At 33.9% G+C, this 26,747-nt stretch carries 25 protein-coding genes and 1 riboswitch; of the genes, 4 read left to right on the forward strand and 21 right to left on the reverse strand.

The window, feature by feature from the left end; genetic code table 11:
• Positions 1 to 75: 75 nt before the first annotated feature.
• The 3 genes from trmD to rpsP all read right to left on the reverse strand — a co-directional run bounded on the left by trmD (position 76) and on the right by rpsP (position 1,804).
• Positions 76 to 813, reverse strand: coding sequence for a tRNA (guanosine(37)-N1)-methyltransferase TrmD (gene trmD, locus M4L39_RS12285; protein ID WP_277582267.1), 738 nt, complete (start codon positions 811 to 813; stop codon positions 76 to 78).
• The gene (gene rimM / locus M4L39_RS12290) at positions 813 to 1,316 is read right to left on the reverse strand and encodes a ribosome maturation factor RimM (protein WP_021338729.1); all 504 of its coding nucleotides are present in this window, start codon (positions 1,314 to 1,316) and stop codon (positions 813 to 815) included. Before rimM ends, trmD begins: the two co-directional genes overlap by 1 nt.
• A 221-nt stretch (positions 1,317 to 1,537) precedes the next feature.
• A complete protein-coding gene (gene rpsP / locus M4L39_RS12295) occupies positions 1,538 to 1,804 on the reverse strand; it encodes a 30S ribosomal protein S16 (RefSeq protein WP_277582268.1) in 267 nt (88 codons plus the stop codon).
• Positions 1,805 to 2,064: 260 nt separating this feature from the next.
• Positions 2,065 to 2,163, forward strand: a riboswitch (TPP riboswitch).
• 131 nt (positions 2,164 to 2,294) lie between these two features.
• On the opposite strand from rpsP, the gene M4L39_RS12300 reads away from it, so the two are divergent.
• Together M4L39_RS12300 and M4L39_RS12305 are read left to right on the forward strand one after the other, a co-directional pair.
• Positions 2,295 to 3,047: a 3-oxoacyl-ACP reductase gene (locus tag M4L39_RS12300; RefSeq protein WP_277582269.1), complete on the forward strand. Its 753-nt coding sequence runs from the start codon at positions 2,295 to 2,297 to the stop codon at positions 3,045 to 3,047.
• A gap of 26 nt (positions 3,048 to 3,073) precedes the next feature.
• The gene (locus tag M4L39_RS12305; protein WP_277582270.1) at positions 3,074 to 4,387 is read left to right on the forward strand and encodes an NtaA/DmoA family FMN-dependent monooxygenase; all 1,314 of its coding nucleotides are present in this window, start codon (positions 3,074 to 3,076) and stop codon (positions 4,385 to 4,387) included.
• Positions 4,388 to 4,491: 104 nt separating this feature from the next.
• On the opposite strand, the gene ffh is transcribed toward M4L39_RS12305, so the two are convergent.
• The 10 genes from ffh to fapR all read right to left on the reverse strand — a co-directional run bounded on the left by ffh (position 4,492) and on the right by fapR (position 15,780).
• Positions 4,492 to 5,859, reverse strand: coding sequence for a signal recognition particle protein (ffh, locus tag M4L39_RS12310; protein WP_277582271.1), 1,368 nt, complete (start codon positions 5,857 to 5,859; stop codon positions 4,492 to 4,494).
• A gap of 25 nt (positions 5,860 to 5,884) precedes the next feature.
• On the reverse strand, positions 5,885 to 6,217 hold the full coding sequence (locus M4L39_RS12315; protein WP_277582272.1) for a putative DNA-binding protein: 333 nt from the start codon (positions 6,215 to 6,217) through the stop codon (positions 5,885 to 5,887).
• Positions 6,204 to 7,436, reverse strand: a complete 1,233-nt coding sequence (gene ftsY / locus M4L39_RS12320; RefSeq protein ID WP_277582273.1) for a signal recognition particle-docking protein FtsY — start codon at positions 7,434 to 7,436, stop codon at positions 6,204 to 6,206. The genes M4L39_RS12315 and ftsY overlap by 14 nt, the downstream gene beginning before the upstream one ends.
• Positions 7,433 to 11,002, reverse strand: coding sequence for a chromosome segregation protein SMC (smc, locus tag M4L39_RS12325; protein WP_277582274.1), 3,570 nt, complete (start codon positions 11,000 to 11,002; stop codon positions 7,433 to 7,435). The genes ftsY and smc overlap by 4 nt, the downstream gene beginning before the upstream one ends.
• A 155-nt stretch (positions 11,003 to 11,157) precedes the next feature.
• On the reverse strand, positions 11,158 to 11,868 hold the full coding sequence (gene rnc / locus M4L39_RS12330; protein ID WP_431197639.1) for a ribonuclease III: 711 nt from the start codon (positions 11,866 to 11,868) through the stop codon (positions 11,158 to 11,160).
• A 234-nt stretch (positions 11,869 to 12,102) separates the two neighbouring features.
• Positions 12,103 to 12,336 carry an acyl carrier protein gene (locus tag M4L39_RS12335; protein WP_002507883.1) on the reverse strand — a complete coding sequence of 78 codons (234 nt, stop codon included), beginning with the start codon at positions 12,334 to 12,336 and terminating at the stop codon, positions 12,103 to 12,105.
• Positions 12,337 to 12,585: 249 nt separating this feature from the next.
• The gene (gene fabG / locus M4L39_RS12340; RefSeq protein ID WP_057512003.1) at positions 12,586 to 13,320 is read right to left on the reverse strand and encodes a 3-oxoacyl-[acyl-carrier-protein] reductase; all 735 of its coding nucleotides are present in this window, start codon (positions 13,318 to 13,320) and stop codon (positions 12,586 to 12,588) included.
• A complete protein-coding gene (gene fabD, locus M4L39_RS12345; RefSeq protein WP_277582276.1) occupies positions 13,313 to 14,239 on the reverse strand; it encodes an ACP S-malonyltransferase in 927 nt (308 codons plus the stop codon). The genes fabG and fabD overlap by 8 nt, the downstream gene beginning before the upstream one ends.
• On the reverse strand, positions 14,232 to 15,218 hold the full coding sequence (plsX, locus tag M4L39_RS12350; RefSeq protein ID WP_277582277.1) for a phosphate acyltransferase PlsX: 987 nt from the start codon (positions 15,216 to 15,218) through the stop codon (positions 14,232 to 14,234). The genes fabD and plsX overlap by 8 nt, the downstream gene beginning before the upstream one ends.
• Positions 15,211 to 15,780 (reverse strand): transcription factor FapR, encoded by a 570-nt coding sequence (gene fapR, locus M4L39_RS12355; protein ID WP_277582278.1) that lies wholly within the window; start codon positions 15,778 to 15,780, stop codon positions 15,211 to 15,213. The genes plsX and fapR overlap by 8 nt, the downstream gene beginning before the upstream one ends.
• 341 nt (positions 15,781 to 16,121) lie before the next feature.
• Here fapR and M4L39_RS12360 point away from each other — a divergent pair, with 341 nt between their 5' ends.
• Positions 16,122 to 17,681, forward strand: a complete 1,560-nt coding sequence (locus M4L39_RS12360; RefSeq protein ID WP_277582279.1) for a M4 family metallopeptidase — start codon at positions 16,122 to 16,124, stop codon at positions 17,679 to 17,681.
• 129 nt (positions 17,682 to 17,810) lie between these two features.
• Here M4L39_RS12360 and recG read toward each other — a convergent pair whose 3' ends face one another.
• The 5 genes from recG to M4L39_RS12385 all read right to left on the reverse strand — a co-directional run bounded on the left by recG (position 17,811) and on the right by M4L39_RS12385 (position 23,805).
• Positions 17,811 to 19,856: an ATP-dependent DNA helicase RecG gene (recG, locus tag M4L39_RS12365; RefSeq protein WP_277582280.1), complete on the reverse strand. Its 2,046-nt coding sequence runs from the start codon at positions 19,854 to 19,856 to the stop codon at positions 17,811 to 17,813.
• A 2-nt stretch (positions 19,857 to 19,858) separates the two neighbouring features.
• Positions 19,859 to 20,728: an L-serine ammonia-lyase, iron-sulfur-dependent, subunit alpha gene (sdaAA, locus tag M4L39_RS12370; protein ID WP_277582281.1), complete on the reverse strand. Its 870-nt coding sequence runs from the start codon at positions 20,726 to 20,728 to the stop codon at positions 19,859 to 19,861.
• A gap of 13 nt (positions 20,729 to 20,741) precedes the next feature.
• A complete protein-coding gene (gene sdaAB / locus M4L39_RS12375; protein WP_277582282.1) occupies positions 20,742 to 21,407 on the reverse strand; it encodes an L-serine ammonia-lyase, iron-sulfur-dependent subunit beta in 666 nt (221 codons plus the stop codon).
• Positions 21,408 to 21,766: 359 nt separating this feature from the next.
• On the reverse strand, positions 21,767 to 23,419 hold the full coding sequence (gene fakA / locus M4L39_RS12380) for a fatty acid kinase catalytic subunit FakA (RefSeq protein ID WP_277582283.1): 1,653 nt from the start codon (positions 23,417 to 23,419) through the stop codon (positions 21,767 to 21,769).
• A 14-nt stretch (positions 23,420 to 23,433) separates the two neighbouring features.
• Positions 23,434 to 23,805 (reverse strand): Asp23/Gls24 family envelope stress response protein, encoded by a 372-nt coding sequence (locus M4L39_RS12385; RefSeq protein ID WP_021338719.1) that lies wholly within the window; start codon positions 23,803 to 23,805, stop codon positions 23,434 to 23,436.
• 251 nt (positions 23,806 to 24,056) lie between these two features.
• Between M4L39_RS12385 and rpmB the strand changes: the two genes are divergently transcribed.
• On the forward strand, positions 24,057 to 24,245 hold the full coding sequence (gene rpmB, locus M4L39_RS12390) for a 50S ribosomal protein L28 (protein ID WP_002507894.1): 189 nt from the start codon (positions 24,057 to 24,059) through the stop codon (positions 24,243 to 24,245).
• A 104-nt stretch (positions 24,246 to 24,349) separates the two neighbouring features.
• Here the strand turns inward: rpmB and M4L39_RS12395 are convergent, their stop codons facing one another.
• From M4L39_RS12395 to rsgA, 3 genes are read right to left on the reverse strand one after another with little or no spacing between them, the layout of a single operon-like run.
• Positions 24,350 to 24,985 carry a thiamine diphosphokinase gene (locus M4L39_RS12395; RefSeq protein ID WP_277582284.1) on the reverse strand — a complete coding sequence of 212 codons (636 nt, stop codon included), beginning with the start codon at positions 24,983 to 24,985 and terminating at the stop codon, positions 24,350 to 24,352.
• A gap of 5 nt (positions 24,986 to 24,990) precedes the next feature.
• Positions 24,991 to 25,635, reverse strand: coding sequence for a ribulose-phosphate 3-epimerase (gene rpe / locus M4L39_RS12400; RefSeq protein WP_277582285.1), 645 nt, complete (start codon positions 25,633 to 25,635; stop codon positions 24,991 to 24,993).
• Positions 25,636 to 26,511 (reverse strand): ribosome small subunit-dependent GTPase A, encoded by an 876-nt coding sequence (gene rsgA / locus M4L39_RS12405; protein ID WP_277582286.1) that lies wholly within the window; start codon positions 26,509 to 26,511, stop codon positions 25,636 to 25,638.
• Positions 26,512 to 26,747: the final 236 nt, after the last annotated feature.

Genomic DNA, 26,747 nt, shown 5'->3' on the forward strand with positions numbered 1-26,747 from the left:
CTTGCCTGGACAAAATATAGCAGCGGACCATAGTGATTTTCGTGTGTCGCACACTTAAAATATATTAGCATATTACTAATCTTTTTTCAATTGCTTTTTATATCTTTCTATAATTTCTTGGTCTTTTTTAGTCAACGGATACTGTTCTAATAAATCCGGACGTTTTTCCCATGTTCTTAAAATTTTCTGTTCATGACGCCAGTTATCAATGTGGGCATGGTTACCTGATAATAAAACGTTTGGTACATTCAAGTCCTTGTATATACGTGGTCGTGTATATTGTGGAAACTCTAGTAAACCATCTTGAAAGGAATCATCCATGTGAGATTGTTGATTACCTAAAACACCAGGTAAAAGTCTAACTACCGCATCTGTCATTACCATCGCTGGTAGCTCACCACCAGTCAATACATAGTCCCCCATTGAAATTTCATCAGTGACTAAATGTTCACGGATTCTTTCATCGTAGCCTTCGTAATGCCCGCAAATAAATACTAAGTGCTCTGCCTGACTGAGTTCATTAGCAATTGCTTGAGTAAATGGACGACCTTGAGGACACATTAAAATGACCCTTGTGTCTTCTGTTCGCTCAATACTATCCATTGCATTGAATATTGGTTCCGGCTTTAATACCATCCCCTGACCGCCTCCAAAGGGGTAGTCATCCACTTGATTATGTTTGTTTTCAGCAAAATGTCTAAAATCCACTGTATTTACTTGTAACAAATCTTTTTCTTGAGCGCGTTTTAAAATAGATTGATTTAAAACACCTTCAAACATGCCAGGAAATAATGTTAAATAGTCGATTCTCATTAATCTAATAATCCTTCCATAGGCGTGATTTGAATACGTCTACCTTCTACATCAATTTCTTTGACCACGTCCGCGATATAAGGAATGAGGTATTCTTTGTCGCCTTTGACAACCCACACATCGTTTGCACCTGTTTCAAATATCTCAATCACACGACCAATGGGAGTATCTTCATTAAAAACGGTACAGCCAATGATATCTGAATAATAAAATTCATGTTCTCCAAGCTCTATTTCTTCATGATCACGTTCTTGTAAAAGTGTTTCACCTTTTAAGTACTCAATATCATTAATGTTATTGATGCCTTCAAAGGTAAGCATATGCAGTCCTTTATGCATACGATATGAAGCAATTTTAAATTCAAGTGGCGCTTTATCTTTACGTGCTATTTCAACTATTTCTCCTGGTTGAAAACGTTTATCTGTAAAATCAGAATTAGATTTTATTTTTACTTCACCTTTAATACCATGTGTATTTACAATTTTTCCAACTTCAACTTTCATATATGTGCCTCCGATAAATGTATCTTATAAGTGTTGTGTAATTTTTATGTATTATTTAATTATTATAACATGTATAAATCTAACATAGTAATACATTCCTCACTAGAAAATTTTCTTATTCTCAACTATTTTAAAGCACTGATTACAATATTTCCCATTAAAAAAAGAGCACCTAAAACGGTACTCTTACAAATACTATATTTGTTTAATAAGTTTAAAACTTATTTTTGGTCGTCGAATTTTTTCAAAATACCTTCTCTTGATAAGATATTGTGAACTGTATCAGTCGGTTTAGCACCGTCTTTCAACCATTTAAGTGCTAATTCTTCGTCGATTTTAACTTCTGCTGCGTTTACATTGTTAGGATTGTAAGTACCGATTTGTTCGATATTACGACCGTCACGCGGTGCACGAGCATCTGCAACTACGATACGATAGAATGGATTTCTTTTTGAGCCTAAACGTGTTAAACGAATTTTAACTGCCATTTATATTCTCTCCTTTTAATTTCATAAGTATTTATTTTCTACAAGAAATAATGATACCAGTTCTTCTGATGTTTGTAAAGAGGTTATTCTTTACCAATTTTAAAAATCATTTCTTTTTCTCATCAATCACCTTGTGAACTATGCTTTTTCGTCAGCGCCCTCTTTTCACGCACTATATACAACTATGATATGCCTTGTCTTATTTTAAGTCTCTTGACATCTATATTTAAAAGCTATACATTGAGACTAAATTAAATAAGCGCATGCACTAGGGGTGTTTTTAACTGAGATGAGTACAACTCAAACCCTTTGAACCTGATCTAGCTGAAACTAGCGGAGGAAAGTGTGAAAGATTTTATATAATATATTCGAGGGCAATCTTGCCTTTTTTACAATATCAATATTCTATCATTTCTAATACACAACTTTCTATAGTGAAGGTTGTGTATTTTTTTAATTTTAATTTTTCAAAATTTTAGGAGTGAAAGTTATGAATAAAACTGTTTTAGTAACTGGTAGTAGTAGAGGTTTAGGTGCAACGATTGCAAAAACATTATCGCAACAAGGCTATAATATTATAATCAATTATTACAAAAATAAATCGTTAGCAGAACAAATTGTTTCAGACTTCGGTTCAGACCGTGCAATTGCCATTCAAGCTGATGTCACAAATAGAAATGATATTGACCGCTTAATTGAACAAGCTACCCAATATTTTGGGAAAATTGATGTTGTGGTAAACAATGCATTAGTAGGTTTTAAATTTGATCCTACCCAGCAAAAAGCATTTAAAGATTTAATGTGGGAAGATTACCAACAACAAATAGATGGTACTTTAAAAGCTGCATTCAATGTAACACAAAGTGTCATGCCTCAATTTTTAGAAAGACAGCAAGGTACTATTATTTCTATTGGTACAAATTTATATCAAAATCCCATCGTACCTTATCATGAATATACAACTGCCAAAGCTGGATTAATTGGTTTTACTCGTAATATCGCTGCCGAGCTTGGTCAATTTGGTATTAAAGCCAATGTCGTGTCAGGAGGGCTGTTAAAAACAACTGACGCGAGTGCTACCACGACGCCTGAAGTATTTGACGTGATTGCACAAACTACGCCTCTTAAGCGTGTCACTTCACCACAAGACGTCGCAAACATGGTTGCATACTTAGCTTCTGAACAAGCTAAAGGTGTTACAGGGCAAAATTTCACTGTTGATGGTGGCTTAACGATGAATTAAAAAATTATAAATAGGAGGTGTGTTTCATGTCTGATAGCAATCCAAAACAACTTCATATTGGTGTCTTATTATATGCGTGTGGTCACCACCAAGCTGCTTGGTTGATGCCGAACTCTAGTGTGACACGCATTGGTGAAATTACTTATTATCAGGAATTAGCTCAACTTGCTGAAAAAGGACTATTCGACGCAGTATTTTTCGCTGACAATCAATCTTTTCCTGCAAAATCTTCCACGGATATGCCAGCATTTTGGTTCGACCCTATTGTCAGTTTATCTGCTATTGCTCAAGTGACAACACATATTGGACTTGTTGCAACAATTTCAAGTACGTTCTCAAACCCTTATACTGCATCCAGACAATTACTTAGTCTAGATCATGTATCACGTGGACGTATAGGTTGGAATCTTGTCACCTCTATGACAGATTTAGAAGCCTTAAATCATAGTATGGAAATACTGCCTGATCATAAAGAACGTTATGAAATTGCTGCTGAATTTGCAAAAGTAATGAATCAGTTATTCACATCTTGGAATAACAAACATTTTGTACATGATCGAAAGAACAAAAAAATTATTAATGATGATTATATTAATGCTATTAATCATTATGGCAAACATTTCAAAGTTAAAGGTCCATCAACTACACCGAGTAGTCCTCAAGGTCGTCCAGTAGCTATGCAAGCTGGCGCATCTTCGCAAGGTATTGCTTTAGCAACTCAATATGCAGATGCAGTGTATTCAGTATCTTGGAACTTTAAACAAGCGCAAGCTTTTCGAGAAAAAATAGAGCAACAATTACAATTATCACAAAATAGTAAAAGACATATCAAAATTTTCCCAGGCTTAGTTACATATGTTGCTGAAACTTACGAAGCAGCCTATGCTAAGAAAGAAAAATTAGACAAAGCCTTACCGGTGGAAACCGCATTAAAACAATTAAGTTTCTTCATCCAACAAGATTGTCATAACTGGGAGTTAGATGAACCCGTGCCTCCTCTCCCTCCTGTAGAAGATTTTACAGGACCAGTTGGCCGTTACGAAACTGTATTGGAAATCATTCGTGATACTCATCCAACGGTAAGAGAACTACTTGGTTACTTAAACGCTGGTGGTGGACATTTCACATTGATTGGCACGCCTGAAGATATCGTAGATCAAATGGAGCATTGGCTACTAAGTGGTGTAGCCGACGGTTTCAATCTGATGCCTCCTGTCTTTCCTAATAGTTTAGAGGATTTTGTAGAATTGATTGTTCCAGAATTACAAAAAAGAAATTTATACAGAACAACTTATGACGGTCATACTTTCCGTGAGCATTTAGGATTAGAAGCATTTTAATCAATCTACAAATATTATAGTTGACACAAAAAACCAGAACAACGATTTGTTTAAGAATCGTTGTTCTGGTTTTTATTATTTATAGTTATGCAGAATTCATGATTTTAGAATGGTAAATTCATACCGTTCATCATATTTTCCATCTGTTTGCGTTTACCTTTTTTGCCTTTGCCGCCACCAGAAAATTGTTTCATCATTTTTTTCATATCAGTAAATTGTTTCATTAATCTATTGATTTCTTGCACTGAACGCCCTGAACCTTTAGCAATACGTTTTTTACGAGAAACATTTAAAGTTTCTGGTTTGTTACGCTCAATAGGAGTCATTGATTGAATGATGGCTTTGATGTGATCAATTTGTTTATCATCCATATTCATATTTTCAATGCCTTTCATTTTGTTCATGCCAGGAATCATTTTCATAATGTCATCAAGAGGCCCTAGGCTTTTAACTTGATCCAATTGTTCCAGAAAGTCTTCCAGTGTAAATGAAGATGTGCGCATTTTCTTCTCTAAGTCTTTTGCTTTATCTTCATCCACATCTGTTTGTGCTTTTTCAATTAAACTCAATACATCTCCCATACCTAATATACGAGATGCCATGCGTTCAGGGTGGAATGCTTCTAACCCATCTAGTTTCTCACTCATACCTACAAATTTAATCGGTTTTTGAGTAACTGATCTGATTGAAAGCGCAGCACCACCACGTGTATCACCGTCTAATTTTGTTAATGTTACGCCAGATACTTCTAACTGCGAATCAAAAGATTCTGCAACATTCACAGCATCTTGACCTGTCATTGCATCAACAACTAACATAATTTCATCAGGCTTCGTGATTTCTTTTACATCGCTTAATTCTTGCATTAATGCTTCATCAACGTGTAAACGACCAGCAGTATCAATTATAACAAAGTCTAAATGCTCTTCTTTTGCATGAGTTATTGCATTTTCAACGATTTGTTGTGGCTTAACTTGATCGCCCTCACTATATACTGGGATGTCAATTTGTTTACCTACTGTTTGTAATTGATCAATTGCCGCAGGACGATAAATATCTGCTGCTACTAATAATGGTTTTTTATTATATTTTTTACGCATTAACAATGCTAATTTACCAGCAGTTGTAGTCTTACCAGCACCTTGTAAACCAACCATCATCACTACAGTTGGCGGCTTGTTAGCCATCTTAATCGTAGCATTTTCCCCTCCCATAAGTTGGGTAAGTTCTTCTTGTACAATTTTGATGACTTGTTGTCCAGGTGTTAATGACTTCATAACATCTGAACCTAAAGCTCTATCTGATACAGTTTTGACAAATTCTTTTACCACTTTAAAGTTAACATCGGCTTCTAATAACGCTAGTCTTACTTCACGCATCATTAATTTAATATCTGCTTCAGTAACTTTACCTTTGCCTCGGATTTTTTGCATCGTTCCTTGCAGACGATCGGATAATCCTTCAAATGCCATATCAAATACCCTCCTTTATATGCTTTTATTCTAAATCTTCAAGTTCTTGAATGTATTGTTTTATTTTTTCTGAATCATTTATATGCTGTTTCATATGTTCATATAACTTTTGTCTTTGTTCAAAATTTCGGTATAAACCTAATTTTTCTTCATAATCTTCCACTAAATCGCCAGTTCTTCTTATATTATCATACACTGCTTGGCGACTCACATCAAATGTATCAGCAATCTCACTTAAAGAGTAATCTTGTAAATAAAATAATTCTAAATAGTTTCTTTGCTTATTTGTTAATAATGATTGGTAAAAATCAAACAGATAATTCATACGTATTGTTTTAATTAAATCATTTTGACTCATCTGAATTACCTTCAGTTTCTGTTTCATTTTGATTTGACTCAGGTGCTTCTTCTACATTTTGCTCAATCATATCAGCAAATAATCCATAAACATAGCTTTCAGGATTGAATGGTTGTAGATCATCTAATTTTTCACCTAAACCTACATATTTAACTGGAATATGCAGTTCATTACGAATTGCTAACACAATACCACCTTTGGCAGTACCATCTAATTTTGTTAAAACAATTCCTGTAACGTTTGTAACTTCTTTAAATGATTTAGCTTGTGACAATGCGTTTTGGCCTGTCGTCGCATCAAGACAAAGTAAAACTTCATGTGGTGCTTCTGGTACAGCACGTCCAATAACTCGTTTAACTTTTTCTAATTCATTCATTAAATTAGATTTGTTTTGTAAACGACCAGCAGTATCACATATTAAAATATCTACGTCTTTACTTTTAGCTGCATTAATCGCATCATACATTACAGCAGCTGGGTCTGAACCTTCTCTTTGACTCAACACTTCTACGCCGACGCGTTCGCCCCATACTTTAAGTTGTTCAATCGCACCAGCTCTGAATGTATCACCAGCAGCAAGCATTACTTTTTTACCTTCAGCTTGGTAGCGATGAGCTAATTTACCAATTGTTGTTGTCTTACCAACACCATTCACTCCGACCATAAGTATTACATTTAATCCTTCATTTTCTATATTCATCACTTCTGAGTTATCATCGTCTTGGTGATAGATTTCAACAATTTTCTCAACAATAACTTCACGTAAATCTTCTGTTTCTGTAATATTGCGACGTTGTGCTTCTTCACGTAACTCTTCTACAAGTTGCATCACAGTATTAAATCCGACATCTGCAGTGATTAACATTTCTTCTAATGCTTCGAAGAACTCTTCATCTACCTTGCGATAACGTGCGATTAAATTATTAAGTTGTGCTTGGAAATTCTCACGTGATTTTTCTAAACCGGCTCTAAATTTTGCACCGAGTTGTTGCGCTTCAATTTCTTCAAAATCTTCAATGGAGATTAATCCATCATCATCAAAGTCAGCTTCTTTTAATTTTTTAACTTTTTTTGCTGGTTTATCTTGATTTTGGGTTTCTGAATCTTGCGGTGCTTCCTCTTGTTGTTCTGTTTCTTGTTTTTCTAATTCTTCAAGTTGTTGCTGTTGTTCTTCTGAGGGTGCTGAAAATTTATCTTTTAATCGTTTGAAAAAGCTCATGCTTGTTCCTCCTTAATCACTTCATCAATCGTATTTAAATTAACACTTACTAATTTGGAAACTCCAGATTCTTGCATTGTCACACCATATAAGCGATCTGAAAATTCCATTGTCCCTTTACGGTGTGTAATCACAATAAATTGAGTTTGGTCTGATAGCTTTTTTAAATATTGTGCATAACGTATCACGTTTGCTTCATCTAATGCCGCTTCAACCTCATCTAAAATAACAAATGGCGCTGAGCGAACTTTTAAAATTGCAAATAATAATGCAATAGCACTTAAGGCACGTTCTCCACCACTAAGTAGTGACAAATGTTGTAATTTCTTGCCAGGTGGCTGCACAATGATATCTACCCCTGCAGATAAATAGTCGTCATCTGTTAAGCGTAGTTCTGCTTGTCCTCCACCAAACAATGATTTAAACACATCTGAAAAATGTCCTTGAACAGCATGGAATGTTTCTTTAAATCGGTCTTTCACCTCTTGGTCCATTTCTTCAATAAGTTGTTCTAAAGTTGTTTTCGCCGCTCTTAAATCAGCTCGTTGTTCATCTAAAAATGTAAAACGTGTATTGATTTCTTCAAATTGTTCTATCGCATTTAAATTAACTGACCCTAATTCTTCAATAGACATTTTAGTTAATTTTACTTTTTTACGTAAAACATCTATATCTTCATCTAATTGATATAATTCACTCGCACGTTCATATGTTAAGTGATAATCTTCACTCAAATGATCAATTGCATAATTGATTAATACATCCAAACGAGATTGCTCAGATTTGATATCCTGATAGCGATTTTCTATAGAAAGAATATCTTGATTTGCTTCTTGAAGTTTTTGATCTGTCACTTCAATTATATCATTCAATTCAAGTCTACGCGATTTAACATCTTCTATGCTTTGAGATAATTTTACTTTCTCAGCTTTACTTTGTTCCATATTATGTTGAATCGTTTCAAATGCTTTTTCACCTGTCATTTCATCTGAATTAAAAAGCTTAATTTGCTCTTCTAATTTTTGATGTTGCACAACAACATCATTAAGTTGATTTGCAATTTTTGACTCAGTTTGTTTCTGGGTATTTAAACGTTCTTTTACAACTGCTAAATCAGATTGCTTTTGGTGTAATTGTTGCTGAATCTGTGTTGTGCTTTCTTTACCTTCTTTAGAAAGTTTTGTATAAAGATTGATATCGTCTTCTAATTTTTGTAATTGTATTTTGATTTTAGCTAATCTTTGTTTTTTATCATCAAGTGTTTGTTTACTTGTTTCGCTTTGGTAACCATCATTTTTTTCAAATTCAAATTCTTCATGCTCGTCTTTTAAATGAGCTTCACTTTTACGTAATCTATCTAGTTCTAATTCATAATCATGAACAGTTTGTTTAATAGCATTATAATGTTGACTTGTATCAAAATATTTTTCGCTCAGTTGTTCAGATTCATTTTTAATATTTTGATATTGTTTTTCAAATGCTACTGTTTGCTGTTGATAATCCTCAAGCTGGGCACGCATCGTTGACAGTTCATCTTTTTGGGCTAAGATACTTTTAGATTTACGATCTCCGCCACCTGTCATTGAACCACCAGGATTAACGATATCGCCTTCTAAAGTCACAATACGCGTACGATAACGAATTTTTCTTGCTAATTCATTAGCATTTTTCAATTCATCTACAACGATTGTATTACCAAGTAAATTTTGAACCACATTTTGATAATCTGATTCAACATGAATAGCTTGTGCAGCAATATTAATAAAACCTTCACTATTTTGTGCTGTTTTCATAATTTCATTACCAATTTGGCGTGGTTGAATCACATTGAGCGGTAAAAATGTCGCTCTACCCAAACCATTCTGTTTTAGATATTGAATTGCCTGTCTACCATCTTTTTCTGAATCAACAATCACATGTTGTAGTGACGCACCAAGTGCAGTTTCAATTGCTTTAGTTAGATCGGATGGCACTTGGATTACTTCAGCAACAGCGCCACGTATACCTGAAAGTTTATTGTTTTTAGCCTTCAAGATATGTTTTACTCCATTAAAGAAATAACTATATTCTTCTTGTTGTGTGGCCAAACTATCAATACGTGATTTTAGTTTATCGTTAAATCGATACGCTTGATGTAATTTTTCTTCGTAATCTGATTGTTGCTGTTTAAGCTGTGCTAATTTCTTTTCATAATTATTCAGCTGTTGCTCAGCATTTTTTAATTCTTTTTGGGATGCCGCGGTTTGTTTTTCAGCTTCATTGATGTCACTTTGAATTTTCTTCAATTGTTCAAAGGCTTCAAGTAATCTAGTATTTAAACGCGATTGCTTCGTTTCATTTTCCTGAATTGTATGTTCTAAAAATCGTATATCATTATTTACGTCAGATTGTTCAGACATAAGTTGATAATATTCATCTTTGATTGTTTCTAATTTTTCGTCATGTTGTTCATCATTAACATAGAGTTGTGATTCAAAGTATTGAATTTTTTCATTTAACTCTTTTTGTTGAGTTTTTAATTTATCTATTTGACTTTGTGCATCTATTTTTTCTTTTTTTAAGGTTTCTGTTTGTATTTTAAGGCTTTCTTGTTCTTCTTCAAAACGTGCATTCGTTTGTGATTGGTTTTTCTTACGTTCTTCCAACACGTTAAGTTGTCCTGCATACTTTTCAACTTCTTCGGTCGCTTTAACAAGTTGAAAATTTAATGACTCAATACGTTCATCAAGTTGTTGTCTTTCAGACTTATATTTATTTAACGCTTGTGTATGTTGTACTTTTTCTGCATCTTTTGTGGCTTGATGACTTTTTAAATTATTTAAATTATCATCAAGTTCATGAATATTTTTACTATATTGTCCAATATCATGCACAGTTACTAGTACATCACTTTTTTCCATTTCTTTGGAAAGGTGTTTATATTCTTTAGCAATAGCTGCTTCTTCCCTTAAAGGTTCAACGCGACCTTCCAAATCATATAGAATATCTTGTATTCTTGAAAGGTTATCTTCTGTTTGATCGAGTTTTTGTACAGAGGCAGCTTTGCGTTTTTTATATTTTAAAACTCCTGCAGATTCTTCTAATATCTGTCTTCTATCCACTGGTTTAGCATTTAGTATTTCATCTACTCGTCCTTGCGAAATAATACTAAACGCTTCTTTTCCTAAACCCGAGTCTAGAAACAAGTCAATAATATCTTTTAATCTTGCACGGTCATTATTAAGATAATACTCGCTTTCACCACTTCTATATAATCGACGTGTTACAACGACTTCTGTCGCGTCTAATTGTAACTTGCCCGAGCTATTATCTAATTTTAATTTAACTTCTGCATAATTTTGAGCTTTTCGATGCTCTGCACCTGAAAAAATGATATCTTCCATTTTAGCACCACGTAGTGATTTAGCAGATTGTTCACCTAACACCCATTTTATTGCATCTGTTATGTTACTTTTCCCACTACCATTAGGTCCTACAATTGCTGTTACACCTTCATCAAATTGTACATTTGTGTGCTCCGCAAACGATTTAAACCCAAAGGCATCTATAGATTTCAAATATACCATGCTATTCTCCTTTAAAGTGTTCCTTGCTGTTTCACAGTTTAGAAATAATCATGCATTAACCTGAAGGCTAATATATTTCTTAATTAACTACATTGCTATTGCGAAGGTTTTAACAATATATAATTCACTTCGTATCACATTACTTTATAACAAAGTTATTTGGCTTTATTTTTCATCGATTTATATGCACTTTCTGCTGCTTTTTGTTCAGATTCTTTTTTAGTCTTTCCTTTACCTTCTGCTACTGCAGCATCTTCTAATATTACTTCAGAAGTGAATAGACGATGATGCGCTGGCCCTTCTTCATTGATTAAACGATAAGTCACATCACCTTTATTTTGTCTATGCACAAATTCTTGGAATTGGGTTTTAAAGTCAACAACGCCATCAAGTTCTTCATCTTCGACGTATGGAAAAATGATTTGTTCAGCAAATTTCCATACAGATTCTAAGCCTTGGTCTAAATATAATGCACCTACAAATGCTTCAAATGCATCTGATACAAGTGAAGGACGGGTTCTGCCACCTGTTTTCTCTTCACCTTTACCTAACAGGATAAGTTCATTGATATGAATTTTTTTCGCAAATATTACAAGTGAAGGCTCACAAACAATTGTTGCACGCATTTTTGTTAAATTACCCTCAGGCAATTCTGGATATTTATCAAATAAATAACGTGAAACCGTCAATTCTAATACCGCATCTCCTAAAAATTCTAATCGTTCATTATGCTCTAAACGATTCATATTAAAATCATTTATAAAACTCGAATGCGAAAATGCTTGCTGATATAATTCTATTTGCTTAAAATTTAAGTCTAATTCTTGCATCTTCAGCGCAAACTTTTTTTCAAACGCTTTAACCATTTCTATTTTTTTATAATTGGTCAATCTATTTCCTCCTCAGATATAATGCTAAAGTACTAATATCCTTATATTTTACGTGAAAATACAATAAAACTAAAGAAAAAACTGTGTACCGTATTCACCAAGTACATATTTAACGAAATTCGATATAACACTTTTATCTTATTAATATAAAACCTGTTTAAAACCATAAAAAATCTGAGCCGTCATCTTAACGACTCAGATATTTGTTTATTACTTTTCAATACTATTGATAAAGTTTACTGCGTCACCAACAGTGTTGATTTTTTCAGCTTCTTCATCTGGAATTTCAGTACCAAACTCGTCTTCTAATTCCATAACTAATTCAGCAATATCAAGTGAGTCAGCGCCTAAATCATCTTTGAAAGATGCCTCTTTAGTTACTTTTTCAGCGTCAACACCTAAACGGTCAACGATAATATCTTTTACTTTGTCGAAGTTTTCCACGTCGATTCACCTCCTTTAAAAAATCTACTTATAGACTTATATATTTTCCCACTTTATCAATTGAAATACAAGTAGTATTTCGCATAATTGTACTAGATACACATTATATTAATGGAACTTATACAATATGGTGGAATAATGAAGTTGTGACACAATCATTCCAAATCTATACTTTATAGCTTATCATAACCTGCTATAAGAAATCAGAAGTTTTATAAAACAAAATTTGTCATCTTGTGTATCACTTACTTACATATACATACCACCATTGACATGTATTGTTTGACCAGTAATATACTTCGCTTTGTCTGAAGCTAAAAATGCTACAGTATGAGAAATATCTTGATCCTTACCAAATTTAGCTAATGGGATTTGTTCTAACATTTTTGCTTTAAGCTCATCACTTAAAGCATCAGTCATATCAGAAACGATAAAACCTGGTGCAACAGCGTTTACTGTGATGTTTCTTGAAGCCAATTCACGGGCTGCTGATTTAGTCAAACCAATTACACCAGCTTTAGTCGCAACATAGTTTGCTTGGCCCGGATTACCCATAGCACCAACAACACTTGATAAATTAATGATTGCGCCACTCTTTTGTCTTAGCATTTGTGGTGTCACTTTTTGGATACAGTTGAAAACACCTTTTAAGTTAGTATCAATTACATCATCCCATTCTTGTTCTTTCATACGCATAAGCAAGTTATCACGTGTGATACCTGCGTTATTAACAAGAACATCAACAGATCCAAATTCACTAACAACCGTTTTAATCATTGCTTTTACTTCATCACCATTTGCAACATTTGCTTGAATGGCAAAGCTTTCAACGCCTATCGCTTTAATTTCTTCTACAACAGCATCCGCTTTTTCTTTGTTTCCCGAAAAATTTACAGCAACGTTGTATCCTTCTTCTGCCAATTGTATCGCTATACTACGACCAATGCCTCTCGAAGCACCCGTTACTAATGCACTTTTAGTCATTTTCATTCCACGCTTTCATATCTTCTAATGTTTGAATTGAAGTTATTTTTACATCTCTATTTATCTTTTTAATTAAACCTGAAAGTACTTTACCAGGACCAATTTCAATAAAATGATCTACACCTTGATCAATTAACCACTGTGTTGAATCAATGAATTGTACAGGTGAATATAATTGTTTAATCATATTATTCTTAATTACATTTGCATCTGTTTCACCTTTTGCATGCACATTTTGAACCACAGGAAATTGTGCATCATTCCAGTCAAACTGTTCAATATACTCAGCAAAATCGTCTTTGATAACCTGCATCATAGATGAATGAAATGGTCCAGACACAGCAAGTGGTAGAACGCGTTTCGCGCCTAATGCTTTGCCTTCTGCCACTAATTTATCTATTAATGTTTTATGCCCCGAGACAACGATTTGTCCAGGCGAATTAACGTTTGCTGGTTCAATAATTTCTTCATCTGTTGAAAGTTTTTGGCATATTGCATTAACGTCATCAAAATCTAAACCTAGTACCGCTGCCATACTTCCAACTCCATCAGGAAAAGCGACTGCCATCAATTGTCCACGTTTACGAACGATTTGAACTGCATCGTCAAATTTCAACACACCACTCGCCACTAGACTCACATATTCACCTAAACTATGGCCCATTGTATAATCAGCATTTAGATTATTGAGTGCTTGTAATAAAGCTGAACTATGTGTTAGCAAAGCAGGTTGTGTATTTTCTGTTTGACCTAATTTATTTTCTTCATCTGAAAACATTGTTTCTAAAATATCAAAATCCATTTGTGCTTGTGCTTGATTAAGTATCATTGTTGCAGCATCATTTTGATTAAATAAATCATTTGCCATCCCGACTTTTTGTGATCCTTGGCCTGGGAAGATAATCGCAGTTTTACTCATTTACTTTACCCACCGTTTCTCTCATAGTTTCCACAATATTTTGTTCTCCAGCTATCTTAGCTTGACGGATTGCTGAATAAAAAGCTTTTGTACTAGAACTACCATGTGCTTTAACTACAATGCCATTCAATCCTAGTAATACTGAGCCACCATATTCTGCATAATCCATTTTAGTCATCATACCATTTAGATCTTTACGCAACACTAGCGCAGCAAGTTTATTCTTAAAGCTACTTAAGAGTGTCATTTCAAGCATTTTACCCACTGCTTTTGCAACGCCTTCTATATTTTTAAGAATCATATTACCAGTATATCCATCTGTCACCACTACATCAGCTACGTCGTCCATTAACCCTTTTGCTTCTACATTTCCTGTAAAATTAAAGTCTTTTTGTTCATACATTAAATTAAATGCTTTTTTAGTTAAATTATTACCTTTAGCTGCTTCTGTTCCAATATTTAACAGACCTACTGAAGGTTCTTCGACGCCTCTGATTTTTTGAGCATATATATTACCAAGCTGTGCATATTGTAATAAATGTTCTGCTTTAGCATCTGCGTTAGCACCTATGTCCATAAATACAAAGCCCTTACCTGAAACTGTTGGCAAAGTGATAACTAATGCAGGCCGTTCTATACCTTTAATACGACCTACTATAAACAAACCTGCTGACATCAGTGCACCTGTATTACCTGCAGATACGCAACCATCTGCTTCACCTACTTTAACTGCTTCAGCCATACGAGCCAATGAACTATCTTTTTTACGTTTAATCGCTCTAACTGGTTCATCATCCATTGTAATTTCTTCTGTGCAATGACGTACTTCTACTCGAGCATGGTTAAGTGTACATTTGGATTGATCACCAAATAAAATTATTTCTAAATCTTTAAAATCATTCACAGCTTTTTTAACAGCTTCTAAAACGATTTTAGGTGCATCGTCTCCACCCATCATGTCTATCGCTATTTTAACCATCTTGTTCATCCTCACTTGTATAATACATTTTGAATGTCCCTCTAAATACCAAATTATCTTTAACATACGAATTTACTTTTATCATATAATATTTACTTGTAATTTCAATAGTCTGTGCTTTAGCACGTACTGTGTCATTTAATTTTACTGTTTTTAAGAATGCTACATTACTTTCTTGAGTTAATACAACGGGTTTATGTATAAGCGCTACACATAAAGAATTCGCTTGTGCAAAAAGTACATGTCCTCTAGCAATTTTATTTCTAGTAAATACAGAATCTTCATCAATATCTATAATTGAAGTTGCGAGTTGATCAGGCTGAACATTTATTACATCGCCTATGATTTCACTACCATCAATGGATCGAATATTTTCATAATTTTTTCTTGCTACGGATTTGATTCGTTTTCTTAGTTCTGGAATATTTAAGTATGTACGATCTAACCTAATTGTTTGAATACTCACTGAAAAAAGTGTACTCAAATCTAAATCTGTAATAAAGGGGTTTTTTTCTATTTCTTTTTTAATTGCTTCGCGTCGTTCTTGTTTTTTTAATTTCATCTTATTCTAACCACCTAAACCACCTAATTTTTAGTACCAAGTCTTAAACATTCCTAACACATCATAACACTTTCTATTTCATAAGCTCAACAAAAAACATACTTACTTTGATGTTTTTCGCATCAGATAACCAATATAAGAAATTTTATGCCATTTAAAAACAATTTCCAACGGTTTTTATTATTAAAATCAATACAAATGCTAATAATTCCATATAAATATTTATTAAGATATTGAATTAAATAAAATTAAAATGTATAATTTGAGTTGTTTAAAAGATGTATTATATTTATTTTTCAAAAACTATTCCATTAATTGGATATTTTACTTAGGAGGATTTAATGAAAAAAATATTATCTACTACATTACTATCATGTTCATTATTAGCTCTTACTACAAGCTATGCTAATGCACAAGAAGGTAATAGTATTAAACCTGAAAGTCTGGAATCATCAAATATCCCTGCCATTAACAATGATTCAGATGTAGAACAATTCTTACAAAATAATGCACAATCTCTTGTTAACCAATCATCAAAGACTAAGCAAGAAAGTATAAATAAAGAAGCTTTCAAACAATATAATGTGATAGATAAACAGCAAGATAAGACAGGTGTCACGCATTACGCATTGAAACCTAAAGTAAACGACATTACAGCAGAAGGCACAACGATTAAAGTACATGTCAATAAAAACAGTGAAGTAACATTAATCAATGGTAATGTAGATAAACCATACATAAAGGCAGATAATGAAGCTAAATTATCTTCTGCTAACGCTGAAAACAAAGCTTTTGAAGCTATAGGTAAAGCAAAATCTGATGTAAAAAATATTAAAAGTTATCCCGTTGTCAGTAAAAACAACCTTGATATTAATAGCGATAAACAAAGACTGGTTTATGATATTGAACTTAATTATATTTCTCCTAAAGCTGCGCATTGGAAAATCCAAGTTGACGCTACTACCGGTGAAGTATTAAAAAAACAAAACGTTATCAAAAATGCAACAACTGAAGGTAAAGGCACAGGCGTAAATGGTGACGAAAAACAACCTTTAAGTGTCACTAAAACAAATGATACATATTCATTACTCGATACTGCCCAAGACGCAGTTATAGAAACTAAAACTGCAAATGAGACAACAAATGCTTATTCACCTATTACAAATGACAGCAAGTATTTTGATAAAAAAGACCAGCGTGCTGGCGTAGACGCCCATTATTACGCAAAAGAAGTCTATAACTATTTCCTCAAGAAACATGATAGAAATAGTTATGATAATAATGGTGGTGACATTGATTCGGTGGTTCATTATGACGAAAACTTTAATAACGCCGCGTGGACTGGTCAATATATGATTTATGGTGACGGAGACGGCCAAACGTTTAAACCATTATCGGGCGCTAATGATATCGTTGCACATGAACTGACGCATGCAGTAACAGAACGCACTGCAGGTTTAGAATATAGCCATCAATCGGGCGCATTAAATGAATCTTTCTCTGATGTTTTTGGCTATTTTGTCGACTCAGACGATTGGTTACTAGGTGAAGATGTATATACACCGAACAAAGATGGAGACGGATTAAGAAGCTTAAAAGATCCGGAACAATATGATCAACCTGCACATATGGATCAATATGTACAAGGTAGTCAAGATAGCGGTGGTGTTCATACCAATAGTGGTATTCCTAACAAAGCTGCGTACCTAATGATTAATTCAATTGGCAAAGAAAAGGCTGAACAAATTTATTATTTAGCACTCACACAATATTTAACGCCAAACGCTCAATTTTCTGATGCAAAAGCATCATTAAAAGAAGCTTCTGACCAACTTTATGGCACGAATAGTGATACAACCAAAGCAATTGAAAAAGCTTGGACTGATGTAGGCGTTAATTAACAAACATTATACATTCAATTTAAAAACAGGGCTGAGACATAAATTCATGTCTCAGCCCTGTTTTTTATATTGCCAATCTAAAAAACCAAATGCGTTAATAGCACTTGGTTTGCTTATTGCTTTTCCTTATTAATCAAAACTCATATATAATAAGTTTTCTTCGACGAATGTTCTCAGCATTTGATATTGTGATTTGAAAAAGACACCAGATTGAATCAATTCAGCCGCTTCATCTCTTGCCACTTCTAACATTTTATAATCTTCAACGACATTTGCGACTAAGAAGTCTGGCAAACCACTTTGTTTCACACCAAAGAAATCGCCAGGCCCTCTCATCTCCAAATCACGTTCGCTTAATTCAAAGCCATCTGTTGTTTGCGTCATAATATTCATTCGCTCAATACCTGTTTCTGTTTTCGGTGAAGCAATAAGTACACAATAACTTTGTTGTTCACTTCTACCTACACGTCCCCTTAACTGGTGTAATGTAGATAAACCGAAACGATCTGCATCATAAATCATCATGAATGTTGCATTAGGTACGTTAACACCTACTTCTACAACAGTTGTAGATACTAAAACGTCTATTTCATGATTACTAAATTGCTGCATTACTCTATCTTTTTCTTCTGAATGCAACTTACCATGTAGCAATCCTACTTTTTCAGTACCATAATATATCTGTAGCGATTCATATAATTCAACGACGTTCTGTACGTCTTCTAAATGCTCAGAACTTTCAATTAGAGGACAAATAACATATGCCTGCCTTCCTTTTTTTAATTCTGAGGTCATTTGATTGAGTACACTTTCATAGGCTTCATGTTTGGACCATGAAGTAATAATCGGCTTTCTTCCTTTTGGCAACTGTTTAATAGATGACACGTCCATTTCACCAAAAACTGATATAGCTAATGTTCGTGGAATAGGCGTAGCTGTCATGAAAAGGACATTAGTCATCGCGCCTTTTTCTCTCAACAGTTGGCGTTGATTCACACCAAAACGATGTTGTTCATCAGTAATCACTAGACCTACATTATTAAATACAACGTCATCTTGTATTAAGGCATGCGTGCCGATAATACAATCAATTTCATTGTTTTGTAGTTGTTCTAGCAACAGCTTTCGTTTTTTACCTTTCACTGAACCTGTAAGTAATGCAACATTCATTCTGTCATCAAATATTTCGACTAAACTTTCTGCATGTTGTTCCGCTAATATTTCAGTAGGTACCATCAATGCAGATTGAAATCCCGCGGTTTTCAGTGCATACATGCAGATTGCTGCTACGACAGTTTTACCTGAACCCACATCACCTTGTAAGAGACGATGCATTCTTATTGGAGCTTTTAAGTCTCTAAATATTTCATTCACACTATGTTTTTGCGCGTCAGTTAGTTCAAAAGGTAGACTATCAATAAAGTGCTTGACCAAATTAATATCATAATCTACTTCTATCGCTTCATCTGATGTTTTTTCTAAGCGGTTTAACCATTGCATACGTAATTCAAACATAAATAATTCTGTAAAAGCATATGTTCTACGTGCTTTAAGCAAAGATGCTTTGTCTGTGGCAAAATGCAACGCTTTAATCGTATCCTCTAATGACTCTAATTTATATTTTTGTCTTAATTCATCAGAGAGCCATTCATGTATTGTGACTTCTCCCAACGATTGTCGAATCATGTCCCTCAATGGTTTTTGTTTAATGCCTTCTTTAACACGATAAACAGGTTCAAACTGTGAGTTTTGAGTCTCTTGTTGATTGAAAAACATTCTACTGCCATTTATCTCTTGCTTACTTCTATTCCATTTACCTTTTACCGTAACTGTACCATGCAATTCAATTTTCTTTTTTAAATACGGTTGGTTGAAAAATGTGCATTTTACGGCAATATTATTGACCATGATATGTAAGGTTAACTTAGATTTATTCCGACCAAAAAAAGCGACAGTAGGCGTCGAATATACTTCTCCTACCACTGTCACTGTCGCTTGATCTTCGGCCGTATTCAAGTCAATTACTGTATTATCTTCGTAACGGGTTGGTAAATATAAAATTAAATCCTCTACAGTATGGATATTTAATTCATTTAATACGGACAACCTTTTGGGGCCCAATCCTTTTATCTGTGATAAAGGAAAGGGACTATCTATTAAATTGACTTTTGACATTTTTAATCACCAAATATTTCTTGTTTTAGACGCTGACCTGTAGGTGTACCAGCTAAACCTCCACGACCAGTTTCACGCAATGCTGATGGCATTGTTTGGCCAATCTTGTACATTGCTTCAATCACTTCATCTGTAGGAATTCTAGAAGTTACACCTGCTAAAGCCATATCAGCAGAGACAATTGCGTTTGATGCACCTGCAGCATTTCTCTTCACACAAGGCACTTCAACTAAACCTGCTACTGGGTCACATACTAAACCTAGCATATTTTTCAAACAAATTGCAAAAGCTTCAGCTGATTGTTGCGGCGTCCCGCCAGCAAGTTCTACTGTTGCACCTGCTGCCATCGCTGCAGCAGAACCTACTTCTGCCTGACAACCACCTGCTGCACCTGAAATGGAGGCATTGTTTGCAACTACAAAACCAAGTGCACCAGAGGTAAGCAAGAAATTCAACATTTCTTTTCTTGTAGGTTCAAGACGTGGCTTGAGTCCAAATAATACGCCTGGTACTACACCTGCAGATCCTGCAGTAGGTGTTGCACAAATTTTACCCATTGCTGCGTTAACTTCGTTTGTAGCAACTGCTTTACTTACTGCATCTAATAAAGTTGGTCCGGCTAGTGATTTACCGGTCTTCAAATAATTTTTAATCAACACTGCATCTCCACCAGTTAATCCAGTAGTTGAAGTCACTCCTTCTAAACCTTCATCAAGCGCATTTTCCATCGTTTGTAAATTTTTATCCATACCCGCATATATATCAGCTTCTGATAAACCAGTTACTTCCATTTCTTGCTCTAGCATGATTTCATGAATTTTTTTATTTTCTGTTTCACATTTTTCTACTAGTTCTTTCACACTTTTAAACATGCATTACCCTCCATTAGGCGTCGCCCATGAGTGAAACTGTCACTACACCTTCGACGTTTTTAATTTTATCTATAATCTCATCTGTCACAGATTCATCTAACTCACAAGTCATTAATGCTTGGTCGCCCTTTTCTTTTCTAGAAACTTGCATACTACCAACATTAATACTAGAATCACCTAAAATATTGGCTATACGGCCAATCGTGCCAAAAGTATCTTTGTGAAAAACAAGCAGCGCTGGATAATTACCGCTAATCGCAATATTAAAACCATTAATAGCAACCACCTCAACTTTACCGCCACCTATAGAAACACCTTCAACAGAAATTTCTTTATCAGCATCTCTCATATTTATAATAGCAGTGTTTGGATGTGATCTTTCTTCAGCCATTTCAATAAAATTCACTTTCATTCCCTTTTGCTCAGCTGTTTCTAAACTCGTTTGTATACGGTCATCATCTGTATCATAACCTAGTAAACCACCGACAAGTGCTACATCTGTACCATGTCCTTTGTATGTTTCCATAAAAGAACCATATAGATAGATATCAACTTGTTTTGGCAATTGATTAAATAAGTCTTTTGCTACTAATCCAATTCTTACTGCACCGGCAGTATGAGATGAAGATGGGCCCACCATTGTAGGTCCTATAATATCGAAAACTGTTTTATATTTCATAATTATACCCCACTCTTATTTTAAATATTTCTAATGTAATGCGCTTACATTTATTTGCATCCAACTTATTATAACAATTAAATTAGACATTATAAACCAATACTGGTTGCATTGTTCTTATTAAAAGCAGAATATTGTTGTAGAAGGTTTAATTAAATAAAAAATGTCTCCTTTTAATTTAATCTTACAAAGCTATCTCAACAATAAAAAAGATACCTTCCATAAATTGTAAGCTATCATTCAACTAACTGAAAGCGTGCAAAAAAAATTGCCACCAAAGCCTTTAGACCTTGTCGACAATTTAAAATAGCTTCCTAAAACGGAAGCTATTTTGATATACAATTGTTCAATAAATATATTTATTCTACAGAGAAAAGATATTGGTATACAGGTTGTTGTCCATCATGTTGATCCAATTCAATTTCTGGATAAGATGTTTCAAGCCAAGTTTCAATCTCCGAAGTCAATGATGTATTTGTATCTTCACCGACAATCATCGTAATGATTTCACTATCATCTTGAATCATTTCAGACAATAAACCTTTAACTGTTTCAAATTCATTTTCATTACTCGTAACAATTTTATCTTCAACTAAGCCCATAAATGCATCTTTTTTAATTTCAACGCCATCAATTTTTGTATCTCTTACAGCATATGTCACTGAACCTGATTTTACTGCTTCAAGTGACTCAACCATACGTACTTTATTAGCTTCAAGAGAATCTGATTCATCATAATTAAAGAGCGCCGCAATGCCTTGTGGTATTGATTTAGTTGGGATAACTACAGCTTCAGCACCTACGATATCTGCAGCCTGTTCACTAGCCATCATAATATTTTTATTATTTGGCAAAATAATTGCGCGTTTACATTGTGACTGTTCAATCACTTTAACGATATCTTCAGTTGATGGATTCATTGTTTGACCACCACTAATCATATGTGTTGCACCCATTGATTTGAATAACTCAGATATACCATCTCCCATTGAAATAGCAATAACTGCGGTTTCAACTGTTTCAGGTGTTTGAACGTCACTTTGATTTACTTGTTCTTTTTTCACCACTTTACGGTGTTGTTCACGCATATTTTCAACTTTTAATTTAATAAGTTCTCCATACTGTTGACCATAATTAAACACATCACCTGGTTTTTCACTATGTACATGCACTTTTACAATTTCGTCATCGTTTATGACTAATAATGAGTCTCCATATGTACTCATATCTTCTCTAAACGTTTGTTCATCAAATGTTTTTTTATTTTTACCGAAACGCACCATCATTTCTGTACAGTAACCGTAGACAATATCTTCAGTATTAATTACACCATGAAAGTCATGTTCTTCATTCACTAAAGAATCTTTATCTAATTTAGCTGCTTCAGCACTTACCGTTTCACCCTTTAACGCTTTAAGGAATCCAGCATAAACGACAACTAAACCTTTACCGCCACTGTCTACTACACCGACTTCTTTTAATACAGGTAATAAATTAGGCGTATTTTCTAGTGAGATTTCTGCTTCTTCTAAAATATATGTCATCAATTCGATACAATCTTCAGTTTCTTCAACTTTATGCATAGCAGCATCTGCAGCATCTCTTGCTACAGTTAATATTGTACCTTCTACAGGCTTCATAATTGCTTTATATGCAGTTTCTACACCAGCTTTGAAACTTTCTGCTAATTGTTGTGCATTAATCTCATCATACGCTTCTAAACTTTTACTAAAACCTCTAAATAGTTGTGATAAGATGACCCCAGAGTTGCCTCTAGCGCCCATTAACAAACCTTTTGAATACGTTTTTCCTAGTTCACCGATATGCTGCGACAAGTTTTCTTCTACTGCTTCTCTTCCAGATGTCATCGTTAAATTCATGTTTGTCCCTGTATCTCCATCTGGTACTGGATACACATTTAATGAATCAACCAAGTCTGCATGATTTGATAAATTTTGTGCCCCTTGTATAATCATTTCGGCAAATAATTTACCATTTATTTTGCTAACCATTCCGTATTGTCCTCCTAGTTCTTAGTGCCATTATTAACTCGAACACCTTGTACAAATATATTTATTGAATTTACTTTTACTTTTAATGTTTGCTCTAATGTATATTTAATTGTTGACTGTAAATTACTTGCTACTTCAGATATCTTAGTACCATAACTTACAATGATATACATATCAACATCTATAACGCCATTGCCTTCTCTTACAACAATACCTTTAGAATAATTTTCATGCCCTAATATTTCAGCAATTCCATCTCTTACTTGTTGTCTAGAAGCCATTCCTACAATCCCATAACATTCTACTGCTTTGCTACCCACAACTGAAGCTATTACTTCGTTTGAAATATCTATACTACCATAATCATTTGTGATTTCTAATGTCATTTAAATTGGGCCTCCTAGTTTATGGTTGTTTAATTAACTATAAAATTAACAAATAATATAATTTATCTAATTAAGCAAATTTCTACATTTATCCACAGTTTATAATTATACCATAATTTAGTTTTAACAAAAGTAGAATCTATGTAAATAGATAATTTCATTCTTCTTATTTACATCTAAATTTATTTGTGGTACATTATTCAAGTATGTAGTAGATGCGTGTATTTATATTTATTAAAGGAGGTACTTTCATGGGCAAACAATGTTTCGTAACAGGTCGTAAAGCTTCAACTGGAAACAATCGTTCTCACGCTTTAAATTCTTCTAAAAGAAGATGGAATGCTAACCTTCAAAAAGTTAGAATTCTTGTAGACGGAAAACCAAAAAGAGTTTGGGTTTCTGCACGTGCTTTAAAATCTGGTAAAGTAACTAGAGTTTAATAAATATAATGCACGAAAAGACCAGTCCTTATGTGGAGGAATGGTCTTTTTTTATGCGCTCATTTAAATTAATTAATAAACATAAGCGTTATAATTTTTGTATTTCAATCTTTACTTCTCACCATTAATACATTTCCTTCAGTAATATTCACATTACCTTCTGTTTGGTTGAGTTCGTTGGAAATCGTTAATGTGGATCCCAGTTTAAGTCGTTCCTTTTCAAGATTATATTTAAAATCATTTAACGAGATAATAGTAGGATATGTAACTGGAATAAATGAGATATAACGATAATCGTTATTTTTCTGAATCGTATATACCCCTGTTTTTAAAAATTGGATTTCATTATTTATATCAATAAGTTTAATGACAATGTTTTGCTCTGTATATTCTGGCTTTTCTAAAATTTGTAATGCACCCATAAAATGGTCTAATCGGCCGCCTGTAGCTCCATAAACACAAATTTCTTTATAGCCATTTGTCACTGCTTGATCAATACCTAAAGCTAAGTCAGTGTCATCTTTTTCAGAATTAAATGGATTAATGTCAATTTGTTTTTCAACAAATGCTTTTTCCTCACTCGTAATTGAGTCAAAATCACCTACAGCGAATTGAGGCGTTATCCCCGCCTCTATCAAAAGTAACGCTCCTCGATCAACGCCAATCCAGTGTTCATCCGTTTCTGCCTTTAATAAACCTTCAGGTAGATTTCTATTGCCACACAATAAATTCACTTTCATTAGCTTCAGCCTTTCAGTGTCTTAGTTACTGCTTTGTAATCATCGTGTTTGAAAAAATATGATCCTGCAACTAACATTGTAGCACCATGGTTAATTACAGTTTCAACAGTCTCATTATTAATACCACCATCTACTTCAATTTCAAAGTCTAAATTTAATTCCTCTTTGATTTTCGATAGTTGATCTAATTTATCAACAGTATCACTAATAAATGATTGACCTCCAAAACCTGGATTCACTGTCATCACTAATACAAAATCCACCATTTTTATCACTGGTAATATTGCATCGACTGGTGTTCCGGGATTAATTACAACACCTGCTTTTATATTCTTATTCTTTATTTGTTCTATCACTCTATGAATATGTGATGTTGCTTCTACATGCACTGAAATCATATCAGCACCGTACTCGGCAAATAATTCGACATATTTTTCTGGTTCTTCAATCATTAAATGAACATCAATCGGCAGTTGGGTACCTTTACGTACTGCTTCAAGAATCGGTAAACCTATGGAAATATTTGGCACGAATTGGCCATCCATAACATCAAAGTGTACACCGTCCACGCCTGCTTCTTCTAATGCTGTTAATTCTTCTTGTAATTTTAAAAAATCAGTTGATAATAATGATGGATAAAGTTTTACCACTTAATATCTTTCCTTTCTATTTGCAATTTCATTAAAGAGTTGTAAGTAATGATCATATCTAAATTGCGCGATGTTCCCTTTTTCCAACTCCATTTTAACATTACATTTTGGTTCATTAATATGGTTACAATCTCTAAATTTACACTGTTCTCCATATTCGTTGATCTCCATAAAGTAATTTTTTAGTTCATCTTTTTGAATATGTGTAAAATCTAACGCACTAAAGCCGGGTGTATCTGCAATATAACCATGGCTTCGTTCAAAAAGTTCTACATGGGTTGTAGTATGGCGACCACGGTTAAGTGCCTTTGAAATATGTTGCGTTTCTATGTTCAGTTCCGGAAAATATTTATTTAATAGTGTTGATTTGCCGACACCTGATTGCCCACTTAATACAGCAAGTCCTTCTCCCCAAGCATCAAAAACAGGTTCAATATCATCATCGATACTAATGAATTGCGTTTTATAGCCCATATTTTCATAAACATTTAATAATTGTGTAACTTTTTGCTGCGTTTCTTCTGAAGCTAAATCTCTTTTAGTTATGAGAATACGCGGGCGCATATGATATGAATGCGCAATGACTAAAAATCTATCTAGTAATTGCGTTGAAAAATCGGGTTCTACCGCGCTCATTACTAATATAAGATGATCCACATTGCTGACAAGTGGTCTTTTCAATGCGTTTTTTCTATCATGAACGTATTGAATATACCCTTCTGTTATATTCTCAACTTCAAAATCAACTACATCACCAACGATAGGTGAAAATTTATTTTTTCTGAATAAACCGCGTGGTTTCGTATCGTACATTTCACCTTCAACATCTACACGATAAACGCCACTTAATGATTTTATAATGCGTCCTGTCTTCACTTAGACACCTCTCTTTTAAAAACTATTATCTTATATATTATAGCAAAGCCGTTTTAATTTAAATATGATTTAAGACTATTTCGTATAAAAATCAGCATAAACCACCTTACTAATCTTGTAAAAATAATAAACCCATAAAATAAAACACCCTTTCAACAGTCTTTACATTCGTTGAAAGGGTGTTTTATTTTATTTGAAACATCAGTTCGCACGCTTTCGCTTGCATAAGCAACACT

This window comes from Staphylococcus equorum, from assembly GCF_029531845.1.
In the GTDB taxonomy this organism is placed as follows: domain Bacteria; phylum Bacillota; class Bacilli; order Staphylococcales; family Staphylococcaceae; genus Staphylococcus; species Staphylococcus equorum_C.